We start from the raw sequence: 18,867 nt of genomic DNA on the forward strand, positions 1-18,867 counted from the left end.
TTTTTTAACCAAGTACAGCTTGTGTTGCTGGGAACGCAGCCTGTTTTGTGCGTGGTGGGGCTTTGTTGACACCAAGAATATTGCCGTTATCATGTCAGCACCTCCAAAGCTTGAGTAAGAAGCGACAATGAAACTAATTCTATTGATGATCACAATGATATTTTCGCTTAATGCTAACGCGAAGCATTTTGCCGTAAGTAATGCAAAGATGCTGAGTATTTCGATGAGAACTGTCGAATATACAGATGCAAAATATGCAGATATGGCGCTGGTGAAGTTTGATAAAAATTTCTCAAATGCTGCAGAAGGGTGCGTTAAGAACATGGCTTATTTGCACCCCACAAAAGATGCAGCTATTTTCTCCGCACTACTAGCCAGTAAAGTTCAAGCCGAGCCTATCACCCTGACTATTGATTCCGAGATGGTCAGAATTAAAAACTGGTGTAAGCTGGTTGCAATTGAGTTTTAGCCTGAGCTGGAGAGTGTCAGAATATCCAGTGCGATGTGTGATCGCATTAAAAGCTAGACTAAAATGGGCAGTCATTGCCCATTTTTTAATGCCGTTTTCGACTTTAGTGCAAGCTAAGTTAAACTGACTCCGAAAGCCAGATATAATGGGGCAGGACTGTGTTTTATTAACTATTTCAAACCTTGATTTATCCCCGTAGCCTCCAGGACATCCCGCCAGCTAACAAATTTAAAGTTTTGCGGCTGATCGGGAAAGCGGTTGCGACCCTCCTGGAGTACCAGTAACCCCTCGGGATAATCTCGGGTTGAGGGCCAGACCATCGGTTTCTGACGCGCCATCAAGGCCTTTGAAGCCATCCAGACCAACGCGAAATCCTGCCAAATGGCGATAGGGCGGTGTTGCTTCGTAGAGCTGGTAGCTGTTGTGCCCCGACTCGACATCACCAGAGCTGGCGCGTCACCAAAAGACAGCGCCAGGCTTTCTACATCATCCATCAGATGTTCGCCCACTTTTGCTACGGCAACGGGTTGGCTCTGAGCTTTGGGCCTGACAACCGGTAAGATTTGTACTGTGACCCCTGAATTGAAGGTGATGTGAGCTGCTTTGTCTTAACATATCCGCTTGAGTAGTAAAAAAGCAAACAGAATCTTGTTGTTAGGTGATTTTTTGGCGATGAGTATGCGTTTGATACGAGGTTGAATGAGCTGCTCGGGCCGGGTCCAGATAGCTCAGGCTTTAGCCGGAAGTGTCTTAAAAGTGTCATATCGCGCCGCTAGGATACCTGCAAAATTCAATATTTGGCTCAAAAGATGAAGAATGTCAGCAGTTTATGCCTCGCTCTAATTGCGAGTATCGGATTCACCATATTGGCGTTATTTGTCGGCGAGCCCAAACCTATGCATGACGTCGACTGGGTCGACTTAACCGGTGAAACCACTTCGTCTGTGATGGCCGCTATCTGGCTTATACTGCTGGCATTGTGCCGGCCACGAGGGCGGGTGACCGCAATATTGTTATTCGGCTCGGCAACTTACTGGCTTACGACCTGGCTTGATGTATTGGATGAGTTCATCGCCTATCCGCCGCACAGTCATTTATTTACCTGGCTGGAGTCATTGCCGGCACCTGTCAGTATGACCTTACTGACCTGGGGACTGATCTCCTGGTACAAAGAGCAACAGGCAGTCAATCGCCAGCTGAAACAACGAGAGCACTTTCATCGCGAACACAGCCTGATTGATCCCGTCACTCAGCTCTACAGCCTTCGTTACTTGTTAATACAGCTTAACCGTGAGGCTGTATTGCATGATAAGCGTGAGCAACCACTCTCGTTAGTCATGGTCGATATTAATGGATTTGCTCAGTACAACCGGGTGCACGGTGTGCAAAAAGGCGATCAGGCACTCAATGGGGTTGCTTCCGCGCTGGAACTAGCGCTCAGGGAGAGCGATCTGGCTTGTCGTTATACCAGTGACCGATTTGCGATATTGCTACCGGATACTCCCCCCCATGAAGCCAGTGTTTTCTGCGAGCTGATCCGTGACTGTTGTAATAGCGCGTTAAAGGGTGCGCTGACCGTGACCACTGTCCAGGCAACGAGAATGGCAGGAGAGTCAGAGCAGGCTTTGTTTGAGCGGCTTAATCAACAGCTGGCGGGCGCGAAACGCACGTCGTCTGCTGTTGCGGTGGAGACACTATGACACCCGAAAATTTAGCCTATCTGCATGACAAACGTATGCCTGCGCATTTTCTTATTACTATTTTGGAGCTGGCCGAGCACTATCAGGTAAAACCGCAACAACTGATCCGGGGATCGTCGTTGTTTCTTGAGGATCTGACCTATCCGGGCGCCCAGGTTGCGCCTGTCAATGTGCTGTTTATACTTAAAAAGCTTAAACGAGAGCTGGCGGAGCATCCACACCTTGCGATGGAATTGGGGCAAAGAATTGCGACCGGACATGGTCATGTTCTGTTTGATTTGTGGCGTTATGCACCTGACTTATGCGGGGCACTGAAAGCCTGGGCACGCGTACAAAAAGGCATTGAAACGCTGGTTCAGTTTAATGTGCAGCGGCATCAGGGAATGTTATATATCAGGCTGACTGAATCTGCATCACTGAGCATTCAGCAACGGGCGGTGTTTGAAATCGTACTCTCTGCCTGCCGTTTGCTGCTAAAGGAGCAACTCGGCGCGCAGATCTGGATACAGGTCGAGCTGCCCTGGTCACAACCCGCGCAGGATTTGCACTATCCGGTCTATCTGGGTGAGCGTGTGCATTTTAACGCGCCACGCTGCGCCATTATCTTGCAAGAAGAGGCACTCTACCAGCCTTTTAAAGAGGCCAGTGCACTGCGGTTTGCCCAGGCAAAACGCAGTGCCTGCCACGTGCTTCATCCGCCACAGTTACTTCAGGCACACCTGCGTCGTTTGTTTCGTAAGAATCTAAGTCAGATCTGGTCGCTGGAAGACACCGCCAGCTATCTGGGTATGAGCCCGGCGACATTGAAGCGTCGCCTTAAGCAAGACGGTACAAATTTCAAACTGTTGGTTGACGAAGTCAGGGGGCAAGAAGCACTGCACCTGATGGATCTCAATCAATGGAATAATAGCCAGCTCGCCAGCACCATGGCGTTTGCCGATGTACACAGCTTTCGGCGGGCATTTAAGCGCTGGACCGGGGCTGTACCCAGTGCGTTTCGTTGTGGTTCTTAATCACAGCATCAACAACCATTGAGATAACAAGCGCAGAATGCGCTTGTTATTAGACTTTCTTAATCAGAACGGGCAGCGTTTTGTCCCTTCGCAGTTCGAACGGGTGTCAATACAAACCCAAAATGATTCGTCGATTACGCGGCCACCCCCTATCCGAGGCGTCTCCTGAGCGCGAATAATCGTGGCTGAATTTACAGATAGAGATTTAATCGATTTTTTATTCAAAGTCACTTTCATTGTTAACATCCTATTTGTTATGAGAAGTAGCAGGTTGATTCTTTTTTATTCAAATGTCAATAGTTTGTTTCTATGTAGTTATTTTGTAACTTTTTTGGAGCTGAAAATTAATCTCATTCCTGTCATAAGGCAAAATGAACAGAGGGCATGGTTATGGAGTTTAGTAAAAGTACAGCTCTGCTACAGGGAAGTTTCGATGGACGCAATGACTTAGTAGTCACAGTACAGAATGAGACCCGGTATGAGTTGACCATCTATACACACACTGAGCATAGGTCAAGACAGTGCAGCATTCAGCACCATTATTGTCAGAGAAACGGCTTTACATGCAGAGAAAGTATAGTAGTGAGGGCACAGGAGTGCCCTCATTGTGTTCAGTTGAATTATAAATCAAACGTGCGCGCAATCGAGAACACAAAGCGCTCGTCGGTATGCTCGCCATCTATGGTCGTATCTTCCACAGTAAAGGTTAGATCGAAATCAAACTGCGTGGTGGTGTAAGACACCGCATAGTGCGTGTAAGAGCTGTCGAGTCCATCCCAGGCGTATTTGTCCGCGTCGAATGAGTTCGAGACGTCGCCACTGAGGGTAATTGAGTGATTGTCGGCAATATCAAAAGTATGCGACAACATCACAATCGAATGACCAACACCCACACCGAAGTAATCCCAGCTATACCAGAAGTTCAGATCGGTTGTCCCTAAACTACTCGCATAAGCAAACTTAGTGTAGACTTCTGGATAGTTAAAGTCGCTTGAGTCACCGTGACCATGGTAAGTGTAGTAGGCAATGCCGTAATCGACGGTCCAGTCACTGGAAAGCTCAGAGGAGCGGCCAACGTAAAAGTCCCACTCATGTCCTGTGTCTTCGCCAAAGTCAACGCCAGAGGCCCAGGTACCTACATACCAGCCAGCATCGGCCGCGTAGTCCAGGCTGCCCTGAATGGTCGGGTCACTTTGTGTTTGCGACACCCCGTTAAAGGTGTAGTCTGAGGTGCCGGTAATGGTTGTCGACCAGCCTGCCATAGCCATGTTCGACAAAAGGGCCAGAGGTAGTGCGCAGAGTGTTGTTTTTAAATTTGCTTTCATTTCTTTTAAACCTTAATTTACGGTCTCTATACGGCTGAAGTCGATTGTATTTTCTTTGGGCGAACGGGTAATGTTTGCCACTGTTTTGAACTTGCTATAACAAATATAGCCAAAGCAGCCAAAAAACAACGCAATTACCAGTGCACCAACCCACTGTATCTGCAGAAAGTTTAGTTTAAATAGCAGCGTCAGCAATGACAGAGCGGCAATATTAGTCAAAATATAGTTGCGTTTCCCGAGTTTTTTAACCGTCAGCCCAAGGTTATCGGTGTAGAGTCGAATTAATGAGTCCAGAGAATTAATCACGAAGATCACTCCGACTACGACCATTGCCAGGTTCTTGATGCCTGCAGTATCAATCCCGGCCTCATGATAGTGATACAACACACTAAACCAGACAGCGATAGGAATAGATGGGAATATCAGCATGGCTGCCAGTACCTGATAGGTTTTCAGGCCGCCGACAAAACGCGAGGTGAACTGACCTATCATGATGCTCCAGGCAAACCACCAGAATAGATAAAATTCGTGATAGTCATTGAGCGGCAATATAAACTCGTTGATATTGCTAAAGTAGTCGCCCAGTAGTGCGATATTGTTGGTAAAGGCACTCATCTCACTGTCGCCAAAAATAAACGCAGAAGCCCACATAAAGGCGATCAGGGCGATAAACATCCAGGTCGTAGAAATACTCAGAATGCGGACATACTTCAGGCTGGTGCTTGAATACACCGCAAAACAAATGGCAGCGAACACGATTAGATAAAAGGTCGGAACAATGGACTCGCCATCGCCTACACTTGGCATATACCAGGGCAGGTTGGACAACAGCAGATAGGCCGTAAAGGCGCACGTGCCAATAATGACAACATTATTGATAAACTTAACCCAGGGAATTTCGAAAAACTTCACCTTAGGTTCTATTACGCAGAAATAAAAACACGTCAGAAAATAAAATCCCCAGATCAGGAAGCCCCAAAAGCCAAATTCGATGGCGAGTGGATTGGCAAACGCATACTCTGGGCTTGCTTTTATGTCTGCGTAACCCGCAAACTCCGTCAGCGGAAACATGATAAGTCCGACATCCAGACCGGACGTAAATAAAATAGCAATAAAGGTAAAGGTTTTAACCGGTGTCACACCGACACAGCGTAGATTTCCCCATTTTAATAAAATAAAAGCGATTGCAACTAGGGTAAACACAATGCCTGTACTAAGCCATACTGTCATTGTCACCCTCCCAAAATAAGTAGAAATAACTCATTGTCTCTCCGTTTTTTATTGTTTCCGCATTAACCCGATACAACCAATTTGTATCGCGCACCACTGCAGACCCCACGGCCCGGTTGGGCCGCAGGTGGCTTTGTTAAATCTCCGTGCTACGTTGTACTGCTTGCCACTGACTGTGAATGGCAACCTGAGCATTGTTTGCTTTAAGGGCCGGCTGGCCCAGAATAATGTCTGCGGCTTTCTCCGCGACCATAATGGTTGGCGCGTTGAGGTTGCCGTTTGGGATCGTCGGGAAGATAGACGAATCCACTACGTTCAGGCCATCGATACCATGCACCTGGGTGTTTGAATCCACCACGGCCATGTCGTCTTCACCCATTTTGCATGAGCAGGACGGGTGATAGGCGCTTTCGACGGCCTGGCGTACAAAGGCATCAATTTCTGCGTCGCTCTGTACGTCTTTACCTGGCTGAATTTCACCGTCGCGGTAGGCATCAAAGGCCGGTTGCTCGATGATCTCTCTGGTCAGGCGAACACAGGCGCGGAAGCCTTCGATGTCGTCCTGATGTGCCAGGTAGTTAAATTGGATCTTGGGGGCCTGAGTTGGGTCGGCCGATTTAATCGTGACTTCACCGCGACTTTTCGGTTTGTTGTGACCTATATGGACCTGGAAACCGTGTCCATCAAATGCACTTTTACCATCGTAGCGAATGGCTGCGGGCAAAAAGTGATACTGAAGATCTGGCCATTCAACGCCCGCTTTGGAGCGGATAAAAGCACAAGATTCAAAATGATTGGTTGCACCCAGGCCGGTTTTGTTGAGGATCCAGCGCGCCCCGATCAGTCCCTTAGAGAACCAGTCCAGTTTGCCATTGAGGGTAATGGGCTGTTTGCATCTGTACTGGAAATAAAACTCCAGATGATCTTGTAAGTTTTTACCGACGCCGGGCAGATGATGCTTTACCTCAACGCCTGCGGCTTTGAGCGCATCCTGATCGCCAATCCCCGACAGCTGCAACAGCTGCGGCGAGCCGATTGGCCCGGCACTTAAGATCACACGACGCTCGGCTGTGGCGTGATGGGTTTTTCCCTTGCACTGATACTCCACACCCACAGCACGTTTACCTTCTAGCAGCACCTTGTGCGCCAGCGCACCAGTTATGATTTTTAGATTGTCACGCCCCTTTACAGGGTCGAGATAGGCGCGGCTGGCGGAGCAGCGGCGGCCATCTTTTACCGTCATATGCATTGGGCCAAAACCTTCCTGCTGCTCGCCATTATAATCGTCAGTCTTGGCATACCCAGCCTGTGCACCGGCTTCAATAAACGCGCGATACAGCGGGTTGGCCATTTCGTTACCATTGTTGGTGCCGAGCGGGCCTTCACTGCCCCGATACGAGTCTTCGCCCAGATACCAGCTTTCGGCACGCTTAAAGTAGGGCAGACAAGCCTGATAATCCCACCCTTGCGCACCGTATTGCTGCCATTCATCAAAATCTTTGGCGTGGCCACGTACATACACCATGCCATTGATAGACGACGAACCACCCAGCACCTTGCCGCGCGGGCAATGCATCACCCGGTTGTCCAGATACGGCTCCGGTTCGGTATGAAACTGCCAGGCGTATTTATCGGTATTCATAGGAATAGACAGCGCCGTGGGCATCTGGATAAAGATGCTCTTATCACTGCCACCCGTTTCTAACAGTAACACCCGGTGTTGTGGATTGGCGGACAATCGATTTGCCAGTACACAGCCTGCTGAGCCAGCACCGACAATAATGTAGTCGAATACTTTTTTCATAGTCTGGCTCCTTTGCTTAAAATGGGCTTTCGATTTGGCTCATACCTACATAAACAGACTTGGTCTGGGTGTAGTGATCCAGTGTTTCAATGCCATTTTCACGGCCAATACCGGATTGCTTGTAGCCACCAACCGGCATTTCGGCGGGTGAGTTGCCATAGGCGTTGATCCAGGTAATGCCAGCCTGTAGCTGGTGGATCACGCGATGGGCGCGTTGAATATCGCGGCTGAATACCCCGGCCGCCAGGCCCAGATGCGTATTGTTGGCGCGGTTAATCGCTTCTTGTTCGTCATCGAACACCATGACGCACATCACCGGACCAAAGATCTCTTCGCGGACTATGGTCATGTCTTCGTGACAGTCGGTGAATATGGTCGGGGCAACAAAGTAGCCGTTAGGTGCCGAAGCCGGGCTCAGGGCATGGCCACCGGTCAGCACAGTTGCGCCTTCCTGCTTGCCCTGCTCAATGTAATCCAGCACCAGCTGCTGATGTTTTTTCGAAATCAAGGCACCCAGGTTTACTTCGGGATTGAGTGGATCGCCGGCGATAATATTTTGTTCTGTGCGGGTTTTAAGCTGCTCAAGGAACTGCTCATACACGCCGCGCTGCACATAGACGCGTGTACAGTTGGTGCAGATCTCACCCTGGGTGTAGAAGTTACCCAGCATAGCGGCACTGACCGCCTGTTCGACATCGGCATCGTCAAATACCAGTAACGGCGATTTACCGCCCAGCTCCATGGTCACGTCTTTCAGATTAGACGCCGCACTTTGCATGACTTTTTTGCCTGTGCCCACTTCACCCGTGAATGACACTTTTTCAATTTCCGGGTGCAGTGTCAGCCACTGTCCGACTTCAGCGGCACCCTGTACTACATTAAAGACACCTGCTGGCATACCTGCTTCAATAAAGATCTCAGCCAGCTTCATTGCACCCAGCGGTGTTTCTTCAGATGGTTTAAAGATCAAAGCATTACCAGCCGCCAGTGCCGGGCCAGATTTCCAGCAAGCAATTTGCAGCGGGTAGTTCCAGGCACCAATGCCTGCGCAAATGCCTAACGGTTCTTTGCGGGTATAGTAAAAATCATCGCCGACCATTTGTTGCTGGCCAACTTGTGCAGGCGCCAGTCCGGCAAAGTATTCGATCACGTCAGCGCCCGTTTGAATGTCAACGCATTCGGCTTCTTGCCAGGGTTTGCCTGTATCCAGCACCTCGATTTTAGCCAGCTCATCATTACGTTCACGCAACAGCGCCACCGCTTTATTCAGAATTCTGCTGCGCTCAATCGGGGTCATGGCTGACCACTGCGCAAACCCGGCTTTGGCACTGTCGATGGCCGCTTTTTGAATGTGTGCATCGGCTACTTCAACGTGATAAATGACTTCGTCGGTCGCGGGGTTTTTTACCGCAAACTGCTCGCCGGTCTGATTGGCAAGGTAGCGGCCATGAATAAAGTTCTGGTAGAGCGGTGTGGACATATTAGACTCCAAATTGTTGGATGAGGGACTGGATATAGCGTTTGGCCAGATCCTGCGCGCTGTCAAACTGCGCATCATCGGCTTTATTGAGAACGGCTCTGAGCCACAGGCCGTCGATCATAGCGGCACTCAGCTCTGCGGCTTCATGCGCTTCGCCTTGGGCCATTAACTGTTTAAACGAGTACAATAAATTGCTGTAAAGTCGGCGTGCATTGACGCGTTGTAAGCGATGTAATTCTGCATCATGCATGGAATGCGCCCAGAAGCTTAACCAGGTACGGGTCGTATCACGCTGTTGCTGTACCACAGCAAAGTTGGCTTCCACAATAAACATCAGACGCTGCTCGGGGGAGCAACCCTGTGCTGTTTTTTGTAGCAAACTGCGTTGCAGGCTGCTCAGCAAATAGCGTACTGTGGCTTCGATGAGACCCTGCTTACCACCAAAATAGTGGCTGATGATCCCCGACGACATCCCGGCTTTTTTACTAATGCTATTGATCGTGGTGGCTTGTAATCCAAGCTCTGCCACTGACTGTAAGGTCGCCTCAATCAGCTGTTGGCGACGCACTGGTTCCATTCCGACTTTAGGCATATTTTTATTAATTGATCGTTCAATAAAAATAAATTTTAAGGTGAACAGAGAGGGAATTCAAGGTTGACATTTTGTAAATTACATTTTTTTAAAATGGATTTTGCACTTAACCAGCTAATATTGTTTGGTTTTTTTGTGTTGGTAAATTCAATAAAACTATTTCTCCTGTGTGTACTTTGTGATGATTGCTTCGGGTTCAGTGGTCGATTTGGTGGCGCTTTCAGTCGATACAGGATTACGAGTGAGGGAGCGCTATCTCAGGACTAAACACTTTTGTGCACTATTCAGACAAGTTGAATGGTCGTGTTTTCGCTTGTTACAGCCGCCTTCTTGAGGGTAATTTTCTGCCGTTGAATGCATCTGGGTTTGTTGCTAGGTTGAAATGCGACTGACTAAAAGGAGATTAAAAAATGATAATAATTAAGAATCTAACAGTTGCCTCGCTGCTCACCTCTACGCTTTGCTTTGCATCTAATACATTTGCGCAAAATACATCCCCTCCGGCAGATGCTACAACGCTGCTACCCTCCCCAGCTGTCAACTTAGACAGAGCTTTACTTAAAGATATAAAACAGTTCGTTAAGTTTGCGAATAAAGTGAAGTTTTTCTATCCCAGCCAGGCGGTTGCAGCCACTAACTGGGACAAATTTGTTGCTGAAACAATCGTTGAATTGAGTCAGACAGAGCCATATCGAAGGCAAGAAGTTGGCTTGCAAAGGCTGCGTGAAATTGCGCCATTTATTGTTGAGCGCAGAAGAGAGTTACCTGACTTGAGAGGAAATGAGCCTGCAGTCGCATGGCAGCAGGATGCAGCAAGGACCATCTATTATTACACACGGCAATTGTCTACAGGTAATCACGAAACAATGAAAGCCAATGTACAGCTACCAGATCGCAACTTTGCAAGAGTAAAATATGGCTGGCGTACTTTGTACATGCCCTTGTATTTACCTCAGTCAGCCAGCGATCAAGGGCTGAACTACAGTGATTATCGCCAGTGGCAGGTAGGCACTGACTTTTCATCTTCTGTTGTTTGTATGTCGACTGTTTCAGCGATGTGGGGAGAAATTCATCATTATTGGCCGTATTTTGAACAGGTGGACGTAAACTGGCAGCGTAGTTTAATGCCCTTACTGAAAGCATGTACAGAGGAAGTGCCAACTACCCGCATCAAAGCAATCAATAGTGAATTTAAAAAGCTACAAGACGAGCATGTTCGAATTTTTTACCCCTGGGGTTATGAGCCTCAGCCCAGCTACAACCACCCTTTTATACTACGTCGGGTTGAGGGTAAGTCGATAGTGGTTGGTTTACTTGATGTCGCTAGTCCCGAGATTGAGATTGGTGATGAATTACTTATGCTCAATGAGGTGCCATTCGAAGATCTGGTCGAGGAGCGGGCAAGCTGGCTGACAAACAACGATCATACCAGCAAAAACCATGCGACAAAGTATCTCAATTTCTCTGCAGCACAAGCACCTGTCAATGCCATTTTCAGGAAGCCTGATGGCAGGGTGATTGAGGTTAACTCAAACAAAGTTCATGTTAGCGAAGGGACACTGGTTCAGTGGCGACCATTAGTGCCGAGAGATTCTGTTGCAGTAAAAGAGTTGGAAAGTGGACTTTGGCAACTTAATCTATATAACCTCACCCAACAAAATATTCAGCAAGCGAAGGCTCAGCTGCAGGACGCACGTGCGGTTGTCCTTGACCTCAGGCAGTATCCAAAAGACTTTTTTGCCTGGCAGGAGGGGCTGTCTTGGTTTATCGACCAGCCTATCGAGCATGGAGAGTTGTACCGTTATCACAGAAAAGGTCCCGCAAGGCGAGCATTTTATTCGCAACAGATCAGGCAAACGATAGAGGTTTCAGAAAACCCTTTGGATATTCCCGTAATCGTTTTGGCTTCGCGCGAAAGTATTAGTCTCAATGAACATGCGCTTATATTTGCAAAAAAAGCGGGTATGCCGATATTAGGTGTTGCGACTTCAGGCATCAATGGTGAGGTGATGAGCGCCAGCTACTTTGATTCAGGACAAGGGTCTGGCATTGGCTTCTGGTATACCGCAATGCGAGCAGACAATGCAGATGGTTCAATATTGATTGGTCGCGGCGTGCAACCCGATATATATGTGCCTCGTACCATAGAATCCATTATTGCCAACGAGGATAATCAGCTTTCAGCCGCAATTGAGTATTTAAAAGATCAACTGTGAGGTTGTGCTTAATCCTTTAGAGCCCGAACAGGGCTCTATTCACAGCTTGACTGATGAGCCAGTGAGTTAAGCCGCATTCCAACCTCTGGCCGTTTTCCCCCGCTTCCCCCATATCATGACGACTGCGCTTTCTGCCATTTCTAAGTTTCACTCAAAAGTCGAAATGCTTAGCTATACTTCCCTGATATCTCTTCAATTAAGTAAGCAGTATATGACCCAACCTTTTGTTTCTGTGCTTGTATCTTCAATGATTTATTGTGTGTTTGCTACAGCACAGGCTGAAGAGGAGGATGCGCTTTTTGCGATGTCTTTTGAGGAGCTACTCGATCAGGATGTGACCGTCGCAGCACGTAAGAGCGAATCCTGGCTGGCATCGTCGGGTACTGTGTACGTGATCAACCGCACGGACATAGAACGCTATGGCTGGCGCGACTTAAAGGAGATCCTCGCCTCTGTTCCCAATATGGATTACTTTTATCAGTGGGCCTGGCTGCCTGGTGGACAGAGGGGGTTTACCGGCAACATGTCGGGTACCCTGATGCTCATAGACGGCCGGGAAGTACAAAACCTGCTCGCTAATGAAGCCTTCATTATGAATAACTTTCCGAGCGCCAGAATTGAGCGGGTTGAGATTTTACAAGGACCAAACTCTACCTTGTATGGCGGCAATGCAACGCAGGGTGTGATCAATGTGATCACTCGCCTGGAAAGTGGTGTGAACGAAGTGTCTTTACTGATCGGTGAGGTGGGAACGCGCCATGGTCATGGTGTGTTTCATTATCAGCAAGGAGAGGTTGAACTGGCGGTGTCGGCCAGTTATTTTGAAAGCGATCTGGATTATCGTGAAATACGTGAATTTATTGTCGACGATGAAGCATTCAGTCGAAACAGCAAAGATGGATTAAGAAACCACAACCCTGATGATTTTCGCAATCGAGAGAAAAACATTACGCTGGACAGTCGCCTGACTACGCCCTGGTTTTATCTTGGCAATAACCTGACCCGTACGACCAATGTGAGTGGCATAGAAGCCGTCGCATTTGACTATATTACCGGAGACGACGCTTATCGGGGATATAGCAGCTATTATCTGGGTAAACACTTGCGGCCTTGTTCAAACTGGTCGGGCAATCTTGAGCTGAGCTACTTCAGAGAATACAAAGAAAAATACCGGCTTAGTGTGGATAGCCCTGAGCAGGCTACCCGCTATGAGGAGCTGGCATTATATACGGAGCGCGAAGACATCGGGCCGTCGGACAGAATACGGCTACATACGCAATGGCACTATCAGGCCGGTTCAGATCAGGATTGGATTTTGGGTTACGATGGCTGGCGCACCGAAATCGGTCTGAAAGTCAAATACCGGCAAACTGCGGATGGCGTAAAATTGGTCACCCCCGACTCATGGCCGACAGACAAATCGCGTTCTGATAAACATGCCGTATTCGGGCAATATTCAAGGCTATGGCAGTTTGGTGAGCGCACGCTAAAGGTCAATGCCGGACTCAGATATCATCGTCAGGATTATACCAATGCCAGCTGGCTACCCCGCGTTAGTATGGTTTATCAGACCAGTGCTGAGCAGGCATTTAAATTGACCTATGGTAAGGCGTTTCGCCCACCGACGATTTTTGAATTCGATCTGGTGGTGGATGATGAGATTGAATCGCAAAGTATGCAGATGTATGAGCTCAACTGGAGCAGCAAGTTCCGCTGGCGTGATATTGAGTTTGCCAATATTTCTGCTCTTTATAGCATGCAGGCTAAGAATTTTTATCAGAAAGTGCAGGACCCCAACACCCAGATCTGGCGTACCATCGTGGCGGGTGAGCACCGAGTGTCTGGCTGGGAAAACCAATTGCGCTGGCAGGCTCAGCGTTGGCGCGGGCAGCTGGCCATGCGCTACATATCACCGGATAAAACCCGGGTTGCCGGTCAGTCTGTGGTTCTGGATGTACCACGGTACAAGGTCAAACTGGGAGTGGGATATGCCCTGGATCAGCACTGGCAGGTGTCTGCTTTTATTGATCATTGGGATAAAACTCTGACTGAGGCTAACCGGTTTCAACAATCCGGCACAGACATAGTCACAATACCCGGCTGGACAATCCTCAACATGAACCTGACCTACACACAAGGCAAGAGCACCCTGGGACTATATGTTGAAAACCTGTTTGATAGGACCTATTACCATGGTAATGCCCGGGGGGTGTCTCCCGTGAAGTATATTCAGGCGCCACGAAACCTGCGCCTGAGCTGGTCATATCAATTTTAGCGAGTGACAAAGCCACCATTAACGAACAAGGTCTGGCCGGTTACCCAGCGTGCTTCTTCACTGGCCAGAAAGTCGATCATAGGTACAACGTCGTCAATGTGACCCAAACGGTTCAGCACACTGGCCGAACTCAGGTAAGCCACTGACTGGGGGTCCTCTTCACCGTGGAAAAATGCGGTATCTATTGGTCCCGGCGCGACGACGTTCACTGTGACTCCGCGACCACCAATTTCCTTTGCCAACGCGCGGGTAAAGTCTTCCAGTGGCGCTTTGGCGCCTGCATAGAGCCCGTACAGACCGGTAAACGCACCGAGCAAAGAGGTACCGATATTGATAATGCGGCCGTGATCCTGAATGCAATGGGCTGCATGTTTCATCATTAGAAAGGGGGCTTTGGTATTAATCGCAAAGAGTTGATCAAATTCTTGCTCCGAAACATCTGCAATGGCTTTTTTCAGCACTTTGCCAGCGTTGTTAATCACAATATCAACCCGGCCAAAGGCTTCCAGTGTTTGTTGATACAGCGATTGGACCTGACTTTCCTGGCTCAGGTCGCTCTGAACTAAAAGCACCCGTCTGCCAATCTGAGTGATCTCGGCTGCAGTTTGCTCGGCATCACTTCGTGATGTATCACTATGATAATGCACCACGATATTTGCGCCGCGCTTTGCCAGTGAGATAGCAAATGCTCGACCCATATTGCGTGCAGAACCTGTGACAATGGCAACTTTATCAGTCAAATCAGAACGGGCTGTTGAGATAGACATATTGTTTACTCCTGTTGGGTTAGTTGACGAAAGTCAGTGTAACCTCTTGCGTTTATTTCAGGTAGTGCTTAAATTTTCATTTATTAATTGCAAAATATGCAAAAAATAATGAATTCAAATGAACTGACGTTTCTGAAGGTAATAGAAGCAGGCAGTCTGAAAGGCGCTGCTGAACAACTTAATACCGACCCCTCCTCAGTGAGTCGTAAAGTGGCTGCCTTAGAGCAGCATTTGGGTGTTAAACTGATCAACCGCTCCACAGTCCGCTCCCAGCCTACAGAAGCCGGGTTGGTTTATTTTCAGGGATTAAAGCATCTTGCTGAGCAGCAAACTGTATTGGAAAATCGCCTGCGAGGTTTGCAGGATCAACCCAGTGGGACGCTGACCATTGCTGCGCCGGTCGACTTTGGCAAGCGGTTTGTGGTGCCTGTTCTGACTCAGATGCGGGAGACTTATACCAATCTTAAGGTTGAGTTGATGCTGGGTAGCCATTTTGAAGATTTGACTGCAAGTGGTATCGATGTGGCGGTACGTATCGGTGTATTGCCAGACTCCGGGTTGATCTGCAGGGGCCTGGGGATGGCAGAGCGGGTATTGGTCGCCAGTCCGGATTATCTGACGCAGGTGGGAGAAATAACTGAGCCTGCAATGCTGAGACGATGCCAATTTGTGTTTTATTCCCGAGCACAGGCTAACGCCCAAGTGGGATTGATAAAAGACGGTCAAACAACGCGCGTCAAAGTGTCAGGGGGCTTTACAGTTAATAGCGTATCGGCGGTCAGAGAGCTGGTGATGGCTGGAACAGGGGTTCACCTGGGACCCGCATGGGCATTTAACGAGGCGCTCAACAGCGGACTGCTGGTGTCCCTGTTGCCCGATTATCAGCTTGAGGGATTGCCTGTCCACGCTGTTTATCGACCCGGGGGGTATGTCCCCGCCAAAATTCGCTGTTTTATTGATATGATGAGCCAGTATTGTAAGCACGCCCTGTGAACCTTGGCTGGAATGATCCGCTGGCAGAGAATTACACAGCAATCTGTCCGTAGAATTCTTCATTTTATTCTGGGAAAAAATTGATGTTTAATAGTTAGCTGATACCGCGATAAGGAGCATTGGGTTGCTATCATGAACAATATTCAGCTTTATTATTTTCCATTGTCCGGGCATAGCCATAAGGTGCTCACGCTTGCATCAATGCTGGACTTGAACATCGAAACTGTGATCGTTGATTTAAAGTCCGGTGAGCATTTGTCCGAGCCGTTCATACACCTTAATCCGGCTGCTAAGGTGCCTGTGCTGGTCGATGGTGACATGGTTATCGCCGACTCTCACGCTATTTTATTTTATCTGGCAAGACAATATGACCCTGCGCAAACCTGGTATCCAGCTGAACTATCGACTCAGGTTGAGATCCAACGATGGTTTGCCTTGTCTGCCACAGAGTTGTGCTTAGGCCCAGCTGCGCTCAGAAAGTGCCGGTTGTTGGGTCAATCCGGTAATGAAGAACAGGCGATGCAATACACGTTAAAATTGTTTTCGCTTATGAGCAAGCAGCTCGAGCATCAGCCCTGGCTTGCAGGGGGGCATGCGACCCTGGCCGACATTGCATTATACAGTTATACCGCTCCGGTTATTAACCTTGAGCCAAGCCTGCGTGATTTTTCCCGCGTGCTTGGCTGGGTTGCACGGTTTGAGCAGTTACCGGGCTGTCTGGCATTACCGGCAAAGTAACCGTGCTTAAGAACACAGCGAGCTCATGGTGTCAAAGGAATGATACATGGTTGTGAGTCCCACCTGGGTCGCCATTTAGCCTGCTGGTAGTTCAAACCACAATGCTTCGAGCGGGACCGTTGCGTTCAGCTCGATAGATTCATGCTCCGTCAAGCCCATGGCGTCCCCTTTATCGAGTTGTGTTTGAGCCGTGTGAGCGGATCCCTCAATAATGTGCAGATAACCCCACCGGTTATGCGTATTAAGGGTGATACTGTCACCGGCAGATAACTGTAAACGATACAGGCTGGCATTTTGATGAATCACCAGAGAATCGTTATGTCCGTCTGGCGTGGCGAGCGGCGTGAGTCGCCCGTGTTGACGAATGTGAGCCTGAGCATAGCCAGGACTGAGCCCCTTAGTGCCTGGCCGGATCCAGATCTGTAAAAAACGGGTTGATTCTGTGGCAAAATAATTGTACTCGGAATGCGCGATCCCGGTGCCGGCGCTCATCAGCTGAACCTCTCCGGCCGGAATAATGTGATGATTGCCTTGACTGTCTTTGTGTTCCAGTGCCCCTAGCAGCACGTAGGAGATGATCTCCATATCGCGGTGCCCGTGCGTATCAAAGCCCATACCCGGTGCCACCGTATCGTCATTGATAACGCGCAATACGGAAAACCCCATATGCTCAGGGTCGTAGTAATGACCAAAGGAAAAAGTATGCAGGCTGTGTAACCAGCCCAAATCAACCTGGCCCCGCTCTGAGCCGCGACGAATTGATGGCATAATGATGATGCTCCTAAACTGTGATAGCGCTACTCTACCGGTTCAAGAAAAAGAATAAAATTTGCGAATATCGTCATTATCGTTCTGTAAATAAGAATGGCTGTGCACGATGTATAGCGTGCCCTGCGACGTGTATATGCTAGAGTTAAAGTGTTCGATTTTGCTTGCTAATCCAGTTTCAAGGGAGTGTTATGTCGTCTTTAAATCAGTTTATTCCATCACCTGTGATTGCCGTTGCCTCGGCTTATCAGAGCCATCTGGGCGGCATTGATGTCTTTATCAGTTTTGCGCAAATAAATGATGACAACCAGCTTTTGCTCCAGCTCAGAGAAAGTCACGCGTTGTGTGTTGGCGATCTGGTCACGGTGCATCTGGATAACCGCACCGGGGTCAGCGAATATGACGCCGAGCTGAGTGTTTATCGTTTATCGTACAAAGGCCGGGTAACCGCCCTGAACGAGACCGACGTCACCCTGTCACCAGTGGAGTATCAGGTGTATTACGGGATTTCGGTTGAGCTGGAATATCGTGCGCCGGGTTATGAGTTCCCGAAAGATCTGCGTGTGCAAAACCCCTTGCCCTGTACACCTTTAACCGCAACGCCCGTAATGGACGAAGAAGAGCACGACAACAAAGTTGGCGTGCTGATCACCAAAGCACAGTCGCAACCACACACCACGGTGATGGCATTTTTATCCAGTACCGATGACGATATCTTTTTTATCACCCTGCCACAGACCTTTAAATCCAGCCTGATGAAACGCGACAATCAGTGCTATTTTGCCATCGACAATCGCGCCAGCTTTACCTTTGAAAACTATGTAGAGTGGAACTACTCCATTATCGCCGGACGGGTGCACCAGATAGCCACCAACAGCTCTTTGTTTACTGAAGTGAGAGAGCTTTTTATTTCTAAAAACCCCTGGGAAGTGGGGTTTTTCAGTCATCCGGATATTGAAATGTATCATCTGAAAGCGGAAAAAGTGGTGTGTCCAAAGCGGTGATGTGACCTGTTTAGTGCTTTGTATTTATTTTGCTCGCGGGCTCGGGGTCGATATGGCGGCGAAATGTCGCGTGATAGGCTGTTGCCTGTTCTGATTGGAGTTTGGCTACGAAGCCCAGACGCTTAGAATCTCTTAAAGCGAATAGCAAACCTGACCCTTTTCACCTGTCATCCCGTGCTCGACACGGGATCTTGCTTCAGACAGCACTATTGATAACGTATTTGTCCCGCATAACAGTCAACAGATACCGGCTCAGGGCTGGTATGACACAGGTCAGATGGCTTGAAGGCACTATGTCTGATCTCAGCCCTGGCGGGGGTCTGGTTGCAGAGCCCATCCCCTTTTCGAGCTTCCTGTGAACCAACACAAACCACACCCTTCTCACCCGTCATCCCGTGCTCGACACGGGATCTGTTTCAGACAGCGCCATTGATAACGTATTTGTCCCGCATAACAGTCGCCTGCGAACAGATACCGGCGCAAGGCCGGTATG

16 protein-coding genes are annotated in these 18,867 nt (G+C 48.8%); 8 read left to right on the forward strand and 8 right to left on the reverse strand.

Annotated elements, in window-relative coordinates; all coding sequences use genetic code 11:
* Positions 1-127 precede the first annotated feature (127 nt).
* Entirely contained in the window at positions 128-469 is a 342-nt protein-coding gene (locus MHN33_RS11570) for a hypothetical protein (RefSeq protein ID WP_239398100.1), read from the forward strand.
* A 170-nt stretch (positions 470-639) separates the two neighbouring features.
* Here the strand turns inward: MHN33_RS11570 and MHN33_RS11575 are convergent, their stop codons facing one another.
* Positions 640-963: a hypothetical protein gene (locus tag MHN33_RS11575; protein WP_239398101.1), complete on the reverse strand. Its 324-nt coding sequence runs from the start codon at positions 961-963 to the stop codon at positions 640-642.
* Positions 964-1,278: 315 nt separating this feature from the next.
* On the opposite strand from MHN33_RS11575, the gene MHN33_RS11580 reads away from it, so the two are divergent.
* Together MHN33_RS11580 and MHN33_RS11585 are read left to right on the forward strand one after the other, a co-directional pair.
* Positions 1,279-2,169, forward strand: a complete 891-nt coding sequence (locus MHN33_RS11580; RefSeq protein ID WP_239398103.1) for a GGDEF domain-containing protein — start codon at positions 1,279-1,281, stop codon at positions 2,167-2,169.
* A complete protein-coding gene (locus MHN33_RS11585; RefSeq protein WP_239398105.1) occupies positions 2,166-3,182 on the forward strand; it encodes an AraC family transcriptional regulator in 1,017 nt (338 codons plus the stop codon). The genes MHN33_RS11580 and MHN33_RS11585 overlap by 4 nt, the downstream gene beginning before the upstream one ends.
* A 620-nt stretch (positions 3,183-3,802) precedes the next feature.
* On the opposite strand, the gene MHN33_RS11590 is transcribed toward MHN33_RS11585, so the two are convergent.
* From MHN33_RS11590 to betI, 5 genes are all read right to left on the reverse strand, one after another.
* A complete protein-coding gene (locus MHN33_RS11590; RefSeq protein WP_239398106.1) occupies positions 3,803-4,507 on the reverse strand; it encodes a TorF family putative porin in 705 nt (234 codons plus the stop codon).
* Positions 4,508-4,519: 12 nt separating this feature from the next.
* Positions 4,520-5,737: a BCCT family transporter gene (locus MHN33_RS11595; RefSeq protein WP_239398108.1), complete on the reverse strand. Its 1,218-nt coding sequence runs from the start codon at positions 5,735-5,737 to the stop codon at positions 4,520-4,522.
* Positions 5,738-5,873: 136 nt separating this feature from the next.
* Positions 5,874-7,541 (reverse strand): choline dehydrogenase, encoded by a 1,668-nt coding sequence (betA, locus tag MHN33_RS11600; RefSeq protein ID WP_239398110.1) that lies wholly within the window; start codon positions 7,539-7,541, stop codon positions 5,874-5,876.
* A gap of 16 nt (positions 7,542-7,557) precedes the next feature.
* Positions 7,558-9,021: a betaine-aldehyde dehydrogenase gene (gene betB / locus MHN33_RS11605; protein WP_239398112.1), complete on the reverse strand. Its 1,464-nt coding sequence runs from the start codon at positions 9,019-9,021 to the stop codon at positions 7,558-7,560.
* Position 9,022: 1 nt separating this feature from the next.
* Complete coding sequence (gene betI, locus MHN33_RS11610; RefSeq protein ID WP_239398113.1) at positions 9,023-9,613, reverse strand: transcriptional regulator BetI; 591 nt, start codon at positions 9,611-9,613, stop codon at positions 9,023-9,025.
* 410 nt (positions 9,614-10,023) lie between these two features.
* Here betI and MHN33_RS11615 point away from each other — a divergent pair, with 410 nt between their 5' ends.
* Positions 10,024-11,829, forward strand: coding sequence for a S41 family peptidase (locus MHN33_RS11615; protein WP_239398114.1), 1,806 nt, complete (start codon positions 10,024-10,026; stop codon positions 11,827-11,829).
* A 259-nt stretch (positions 11,830-12,088) separates the two neighbouring features.
* Positions 12,089-14,104, forward strand: a complete 2,016-nt coding sequence (locus MHN33_RS11620) for a TonB-dependent receptor (RefSeq protein WP_239398115.1) — start codon at positions 12,089-12,091, stop codon at positions 14,102-14,104.
* Here the strand turns inward: MHN33_RS11620 and MHN33_RS11625 are convergent.
* Positions 14,101-14,871, reverse strand: coding sequence for an SDR family oxidoreductase (locus MHN33_RS11625; protein ID WP_239398116.1), 771 nt, complete (start codon positions 14,869-14,871; stop codon positions 14,101-14,103). The two genes, MHN33_RS11620 and MHN33_RS11625, sit on opposite strands and share 4 nt — an antisense overlap.
* Before the next feature lie 108 nt (positions 14,872-14,979).
* Between MHN33_RS11625 and MHN33_RS11630 the strand changes: the two genes are divergently transcribed.
* Positions 14,980-15,864, forward strand: a complete 885-nt coding sequence (locus MHN33_RS11630) for a LysR family transcriptional regulator (RefSeq protein ID WP_239398118.1) — start codon at positions 14,980-14,982, stop codon at positions 15,862-15,864.
* A 132-nt stretch (positions 15,865-15,996) separates the two neighbouring features.
* Entirely contained in the window at positions 15,997-16,602 is a 606-nt protein-coding gene (locus tag MHN33_RS11635) for a glutathione S-transferase family protein (protein WP_239398119.1), read from the forward strand.
* 75 nt (positions 16,603-16,677) lie between these two features.
* Here MHN33_RS11635 and MHN33_RS11640 read toward each other — a convergent pair whose 3' ends face one another.
* Positions 16,678-17,370 (reverse strand): pirin family protein, encoded by a 693-nt coding sequence (locus MHN33_RS11640; RefSeq protein ID WP_239398121.1) that lies wholly within the window; start codon positions 17,368-17,370, stop codon positions 16,678-16,680.
* A 191-nt stretch (positions 17,371-17,561) separates the two neighbouring features.
* Here MHN33_RS11640 and MHN33_RS11645 point away from each other — a divergent pair, with 191 nt between their 5' ends.
* The gene (locus MHN33_RS11645; protein ID WP_239398123.1) at positions 17,562-18,374 is read left to right on the forward strand and encodes a hypothetical protein; all 813 of its coding nucleotides are present in this window, start codon (positions 17,562-17,564) and stop codon (positions 18,372-18,374) included.
* Positions 18,375-18,867: the final 493 nt, after the last annotated feature.

The organism is Pseudoalteromonas sp. OOF1S-7 (genome assembly GCF_022347765.1).
Lineage (GTDB): Bacteria > Pseudomonadota > Gammaproteobacteria > Enterobacterales > Alteromonadaceae > Pseudoalteromonas.

Bases quoted from the DNA above. Each gene is read 5' to 3' on its own strand.
- betB (WP_239398112.1), bottom strand. From the start codon at position 9,021: ATGTCCACACCGCTCTACCAGAACTTTATTCATGGCCGCTACCTTGCC.
- MHN33_RS11625 (WP_239398116.1), bottom strand. From the start codon at position 14,871: ATGTCTATCTCAACAGCCCGTTCTGATTTGACTGATAAAGTTGCCATT.
- MHN33_RS11570 (WP_239398100.1), top strand. From the start codon at position 128: ATGAAACTAATTCTATTGATGATCACAATGATATTTTCGCTTAATGCT.
- MHN33_RS11640 (WP_239398121.1), bottom strand. From the start codon at position 17,370: ATGCCATCAATTCGTCGCGGCTCAGAGCGGGGCCAGGTTGATTTGGGC.
- MHN33_RS11595 (WP_239398108.1), bottom strand. From the start codon at position 5,737: ATGACAGTATGGCTTAGTACAGGCATTGTGTTTACCCTAGTTGCAATC.
- MHN33_RS11645 (WP_239398123.1), top strand. From the start codon at position 17,562: ATGTCGTCTTTAAATCAGTTTATTCCATCACCTGTGATTGCCGTTGCC.
- betI (WP_239398113.1), bottom strand. From the start codon at position 9,613: ATGCCTAAAGTCGGAATGGAACCAGTGCGTCGCCAACAGCTGATTGAG.
- betA (WP_239398110.1), bottom strand. From the start codon at position 7,541: ATGAAAAAAGTATTCGACTACATTATTGTCGGTGCTGGCTCAGCAGGC.
- MHN33_RS11575 (WP_239398101.1), bottom strand. From the start codon at position 963: ATGGATGATGTAGAAAGCCTGGCGCTGTCTTTTGGTGACGCGCCAGCT.
- MHN33_RS11630 (WP_239398118.1), top strand. From the start codon at position 14,980: ATGAATTCAAATGAACTGACGTTTCTGAAGGTAATAGAAGCAGGCAGT.
- MHN33_RS11590 (WP_239398106.1), bottom strand. From the start codon at position 4,507: ATGAAAGCAAATTTAAAAACAACACTCTGCGCACTACCTCTGGCCCTT.
- MHN33_RS11580 (WP_239398103.1), top strand. From the start codon at position 1,279: ATGAAGAATGTCAGCAGTTTATGCCTCGCTCTAATTGCGAGTATCGGA.
- MHN33_RS11615 (WP_239398114.1), top strand. From the start codon at position 10,024: ATGATAATAATTAAGAATCTAACAGTTGCCTCGCTGCTCACCTCTACG.
- MHN33_RS11585 (WP_239398105.1), top strand. From the start codon at position 2,166: ATGACACCCGAAAATTTAGCCTATCTGCATGACAAACGTATGCCTGCG.
- MHN33_RS11635 (WP_239398119.1), top strand. From the start codon at position 15,997: ATGAACAATATTCAGCTTTATTATTTTCCATTGTCCGGGCATAGCCAT.